The following is a 4,172-nucleotide window of genomic DNA, read 5'->3' as shown; positions in this document are numbered from 1 at the left end:
TCTTAGGGTCTCGTGGGCTCGGAGATGTGTATACGAGACAGGCTCCCCCGTCGGCCCCGGCACCCGTCCCGGGCCCGCCGCGCCCCGCGGCATCGCCCAGCCCCGCGCCAGCAGACTGCCTGCCGCGCCCTGCGCCACCGCCGAGTCCAGCGACACTCCCCGGGCCGCCGCGCCTTGCGCCGCCGCCGGGCACCGCATTCGACCCGAGCCCCTTGCGCTCTGCGGCGACGCCGAGGCTTGTGCCGGTTCCAGGCCCTCCCCGACCCGTACTGGCACCCTGTCCTCGGCGACCCGGACCGGCCGATGGAGGCGATTCGTCCGCATTCACGGCGGGACGCGGCGGTGGGACCAGGCGCAGGCGGGGCCTCCCCTGACCCCGGACCGCAGCCCCCTCCGCCGAGGACGCTCCTCGCCTTGACGCACCGCTCGAACGGAGTCCCAACCTCTTACCGGAATTTCCACGAGCGCCGGCCTCGGCCCGCGTATTGTCTCCCCGTCGGTCACTCTGCGTAGCATCGGCAATCAGGGTGAGCCGTTTGGCGTCTTCGCTGGTCGTGTCCGTGTTTGTGGTCGTTCGCATGGATGACCTCCTGCCCGTGTGGCCTGAGGAAAAGGCCGAATAAAGATCAGCAAATCGAACACGGTGTCGATCGAACTCCCGTACGATGTTGTACACCACACTGGCGACAATTTCGAGGAAGACTCGAACAATTGTTTGAAGATGATCTTCAACAGCGATAGCGTCGCTGTGTGCGACATCGAGACCACAGAACGGCAGGCCTGCCGGTGAGGCGGGCCGCCGGGCCAGGAGGAAGAGCATGACCGAGCGGGATGACGCAAACGGGGTCAGCGACCTCGCGGTGCGCAGACGCGACTCCCTGGGATTGACGCCCCGGCAGCGCAAGATCCTCGAAGTGATTCGCGACTCGGTACAACAGCGCGGATATCCGCCCTCCATGCGGGAAATAGGCGAAGCGGTGCAGCTGACCAGCACGTCCAGCGTGTCGCATCAGCTGACGGCGCTCCAGCGCAAGGGCTACCTCAGACGCGACCCTCACCGGCCGCGCGCCCTCGAGGTGCGCCTGCCGGGTGAGCCGGTGCTGTGGGTCGACCCGGACGCGGCGGACGACGAGCCCACGATCAGCCGTCCCACGGCCGCCTACGTCCCGCTCGTGGGCCGCATCGCCGCCGGTGGCCCGATCCTGGCCGAGGAGAGCGTCGAGGACGTCTTCGCGCTGCCCAAGCAGCTCGTCGGCGAGGGCACGCTGTTCCTCCTGCAGGTCGCCGGTGACTCGATGATCGAGGCCGCCATCGCCGACGGCGACTGGGTGGTCGTCCGTCAGCAGCCGGTGGCGGAGAGCGGCGACATCGTGGCCGCCATGATCGAGGGCGAGGCCACCGTCAAGACCTTCAAGCGCAAGGACGGCCATGTCTGGCTCGTCCCGCACAACCCCAACTACGAGCCGATCCCCGGTGACGAGGCCACCGTCCTGGGCAAGGTCGTAGCGGTTCTGCGCCGGCTCTAACCGGGTCGGTGACTTGGGCGCGCGTCACATCGCCGTGCCGCGTTCCGGCGCGCGCCAGGACATGCATGGATGAGAGTCGGCACGACGGGGTACGGCACGGCACCGCCGACCTCGCCGGCCATCATGCTGACTCCTCAACACCCTCTCTGTGACTCGACACGTGACTCGGCGAGCTCGGCCACGAACCGTCGCACAACCAGCCGCCGAAACCGGTCACGGGCCTCAAGTCAGTCGGTCTCACGGTTGATCGGCCGCCGCCGGGCTTCGCGCCGGGCGGGCCTGCGGGCTGGTGCCGTGTGATGGTCCGTGACCGTGACCCCGACCACGCCGGGGGCGCCCTCTTCTGCACACTCCGTCGGAGGCACGCGCATCCGTGCCCCGGGGCCCGTCAATCCCTCCGGGCGTACAGCTCGTGCCCGGCCGTGATCACCAGGTCGGCGAAGGCCAGCACGTCGTGCCGCCGCTCGAACGGGGAGCCGTACATCGAGCTCCGGGGTGTGCCGAAGTGCTCGCTCAGCCCCGAGACCAGGCTGCCGAGCGACGGCTGCGCGGTGTCGTCCTCGCGCAGCCGCAGCGCCTCGTCGATCACACGGTGCCACCGCTCCGGGAACGCCTCCCGCGCGTGCCGCGCCGCGCCCGTCTTGGACGTGAGCTCGCCGGTCGCGAGCGTGTAGTGCAGCCGGGAGACGCCCGTGACGATCCACACGGTGGCGTACCCGCCGAGCGAGGCCAGCCCCCACGGGGAGAGCAGGCGGGAGGCCCGGGTCACCAGGCGCCGCCAGTAGCGGTCGAGGTTGTCGTCGGTCCAGGCGGCGAGGACGGCAGAGTCGGTCCAGATGTCGAGCTCGCCCGGCTTGGGACCGCGGCAGGTCACGCCGTGGCGGGCCAGCGTGTGCGAGGTGACCGGGTTGACGCCGCCCTGAGGGTTGAGCTTGCCGGCGTGAGCTCGCGGGCGCGCCCCGAGGTCGAGGGGGTTGCGACGGAGGTCGTCCCAGGTCAGGTAGACACCTTCGAACGGGTGGGCGCCGAGGCTGGTGTGGATGTGTTCCAGCGTCTCGATCGGCGGCCCGGCGGCGGTCACCGCGACGAAGTCCACGTCGCTCGTCTCCGGCCGGTAGTCGTCCAGCGCCGCCGACCCCTCCAGGTAGAGCCCTTCGATCAACCCGGGCGCCGCCGCGTCGGCCACTGACAGGTACGTCTCGACGATCGCGTCGATCTTCGGGTGGGGCGTCATCACCGCTCAGCCTGCCACAATCGATGCTGCCGCCTCATCACATTCCAAAATCCTAGAATGTCTGGGTGAATCCCGCATACCGCCCAGAAGACCTCAAGGCACAAAATGATGGATTTAAGTGGGCAAAGGTGGGTCCAGGGGTGATTCCCGCCTGGATCGCCGACATGGACCTGCCCACCGCGCCCGCGGTCATCGAGGCGCTGCGGCGCCGGGTCGGCGCCGATCTCGGCTATCCGGCCTGGCTGGACAAGCCCAACGCCGGGCCGCTGGCGGAGGCGTTCGCCGAGCGTATGGCAGGCCGGTACAACTGGTCGCCCGACCCGTCGCTGGTGCGTTCCTTCAGCGACCTCAACCAGGCGCTCCAGGTGCTGCTCCACGTCTGGACCAAGCCCGGCGACGGGGTGGCCGTGCACACTCCGGCCTATCACCCGTTTCTGACGACGCTGCAGATCATGGAGCGTCCTCTGTACGCCATCCAGGCCGAGCCCGATGGCGATTCGTGGCGTTTCGAGGTGCCCGATCTGACCGGCTGCCGGGTGCTGCTCCTGGTCAACCCGCACAATCCGACCGGCCGGGTGTTCACTCGCGAGGAGCTGACCGCCCTGGCCGAGCAGGCCGAGCGGCACGATCTGCTCGTCATCTCGGATGAGATCCACTCCGACCTGACCTTCGAGCCTCACCAGCACATCCCTTTCGCCACCATCCTTCCCGAACGCACCGTCACCCTCACCTCCGCGACGAAGGCGTTCAACCTGGGCGGCATCCGCGTCTCGGTCGCCCACCTGGGGCACCAGGGGGTCCGGAAGGCGCTGGAGGCCCAGCCGCCCTTCGTGTACGGGTCCGCCAACCTGTTCGGGGTGGAGGCGACGGTGGCGGCGTGGCGGCATGGGGACGCCTGGCTGGACGAGGTCCGTGCCCTGCTGGATCGTCACCGGCACACGATCGCCGACCGGCTGCCCGGCACCTTCCGCTATCGGATCCCGCAGGCGACGTATCTGGCGTGGCTGCACGTCGGGCGGGAGGGGATGGCGGAGGTCATCGAGCGGGAGGCCAAGGTGTTGCTGACGGACGGGGCGGGCTTCGGGCCCGGCGGCGCGGAGTACGTCCGGCTGAACTTCGCCACCAGCGAGCCCATCCTCACCGAGATTCTCAACCGCCTGTCCGGCATCCGCTGACCCCGGCCGGCCCACGGCCATGGCACGGAAGGGTCGTGGGCCGACGCCGAGCCGACACGCCGGCAGCGCACGGCGCCCTGCCGGCACGCCGGCAGGGCACGCCGGCAACGCACGCCGGCAACGCACGCCGGCAACGCACGCCGGCAACGCACGCCGGCAACGCGCGGCGGCAAGCGCGCCGAGTCGGCGGGGCGCGCTTGCCGCATGAGCGTCAGGGCAGGGGTGGCAGGTCGGGTG

General features: G+C 69.9%; 3 protein-coding genes. 2 read left to right on the top strand and 1 reads right to left on the bottom strand.

The annotated features are described in order from the left end of the window. The first annotated feature begins 818 nt into the window (after positions 1-818). Positions 819-1,526: a transcriptional repressor LexA gene (gene lexA / locus ETD86_RS52875; RefSeq protein WP_138674157.1), complete on the top strand. Its 708-nt coding sequence runs from the start codon at positions 819-821 to the stop codon at positions 1,524-1,526. A gap of 388 nt (positions 1,527-1,914) precedes the next feature. On the opposite strand, the gene ETD86_RS52870 is transcribed toward lexA, so the two are convergent. Then, positions 1,915-2,760 (bottom strand): aminoglycoside adenylyltransferase domain-containing protein, encoded by an 846-nt coding sequence (locus ETD86_RS52870; RefSeq protein ID WP_138674156.1) that lies wholly within the window; start codon positions 2,758-2,760, stop codon positions 1,915-1,917. A 140-nt stretch (positions 2,761-2,900) separates the two neighbouring features. On the opposite strand from ETD86_RS52870, the gene ETD86_RS52865 reads away from it, so the two are divergent. Next, entirely contained in the window at positions 2,901-3,935 is a 1,035-nt protein-coding gene (locus ETD86_RS52865; protein ID WP_246149506.1) for a MalY/PatB family protein, read from the top strand. The last annotated feature ends 237 nt before the right edge of the window (positions 3,936-4,172 follow it).

It is taken from the genome of Nonomuraea turkmeniaca (genome assembly GCF_005889735.1).
In the GTDB taxonomy this organism is placed as follows: domain Bacteria; phylum Actinomycetota; class Actinomycetes; order Streptosporangiales; family Streptosporangiaceae; genus Nonomuraea; species Nonomuraea turkmeniaca.
This window is presented reverse-complemented; position numbering and strand designations above follow the sequence as displayed.